General features: G+C 59.2%; 1 protein-coding gene and 2 pseudogenes. All 3 read left to right on the top strand.

Going from position 1 to position 1,169, the window contains the following annotated elements; all coding sequences use genetic code 11:
- Positions 1-242 (top strand): annotated as a pseudogene (locus NR126_RS28330) (hypothetical protein); the annotation flags it as partial.
- A 5-nt stretch (positions 243-247) separates the two neighbouring features.
- The gene (locus NR126_RS28325) at positions 248-769 is read left to right on the top strand and encodes a DUF3304 domain-containing protein (RefSeq protein WP_256832473.1); all 522 of its coding nucleotides are present in this window, start codon (positions 248-250) and stop codon (positions 767-769) included.
- Positions 757-1,169, top strand: a pseudogene (locus tag NR126_RS28320) (DUF2235 domain-containing protein); the annotation flags it as partial. The gene NR126_RS28325 and the pseudogene NR126_RS28320, both read left to right, overlap by 13 nt.

Raw genomic sequence — 1,169 nt, 5'->3', positions numbered from 1 at the left:
ATATCGAATTGAGCGATAGCCAGCTGGAAACGCTGGGCTGTGCCAGCGATGCGACCTTGGCAATGGACCAGATGGACGACGTTTTCCCTTCTGACTGGGGTGCTGAACGGCAATTTCAGGCGTGCTACACGGCCATGCTCGACGCGACGCAGCGCGGATTGTTCATCGATGCCGATCGTGACGCACACACGCTCGCTTGGGTGCGTGAGGCCTGTGCCACTTGTTCCGACAACAGGAGTTGATCAGCATGCTTAAACCTGAATGTGGCGTGCGGCGGGTTGTTGTGCTCAGCGCTCTGCTGGCGGCAACTCTCGCGCAAAGCGCACTGGGCGGCACCCTCGAAGCCATTAACCACACCCATTGGGCGATCAACCGATTTGCCGTTAATGGCCAGTCAGGGCTGGACATTATCGGGCCGTATCAGGGTGGGGGTGGGGGCTGTTGTTATGTGGCGCCTGCGCGCTGGAACCCGGGGATGACGGTGCGGGTTGAGTGGGAGACGGGGGTGGCTTACTCCGACGACTTTCCTGGTTTTAGTGATTGGCCAAAGTATTTGGCTTGGGTCGCCAGAAGTGATGCGCAAACACGCATACACAGCAAATCAGTCCTCATTCCCGATTACACCGGCCAAAAAACTTGCGGCCTCACCGTGCACTTCCTGCCATGTGATGAGCTCCAGGTCACGACCTCCTGCTACGCCTATGGCAGCCCCGAATACCCAAACAAGACCCCGTTGAATTTGCCGGAGCCACAATCATGTCCGAAATAAATCACGCCAGTATTTGCTATCCACCGCCATTTCCAGACCAAGGTCGCTTGCCTTCGCAAGCGCATCAGGTTCATCAGAATCGTCGACGTCAGGACGAGCAGGGGCGCGACTACCATAATGCCCTCAGCGTGGCGGCGGGGCGCCGGGTGATGCCGCCGTGCTGCAAAACCCTGCACATCAGCCTGTTCTTCGACGGGACGGGCAACAACCTCAACCACGATCTGTACCTGGCCAACCCTACCCATCCCACCAATATAGCCCGGCTGTTTCGCGCCAGTATCGGTACCGGTCATGCGGGTGGCACGGGGCATGCCGGCAGCACGGCCCGAGGTCTGCTCGACGCTCCGGTGCTCGGCAATGCCGACTATTTCAAGTACTACATGCCCGGCGTCGGCACCCC

This window comes from Pseudomonas sp. Pse1 (assembly GCF_024519635.1).
GTDB lineage: Bacteria > Pseudomonadota > Gammaproteobacteria > Pseudomonadales > Pseudomonadaceae > Aquipseudomonas.
The sequence above is the reverse complement of the archived record's forward strand: the minus strand, read 5'-3'. Positions and strand labels throughout refer to the sequence as shown.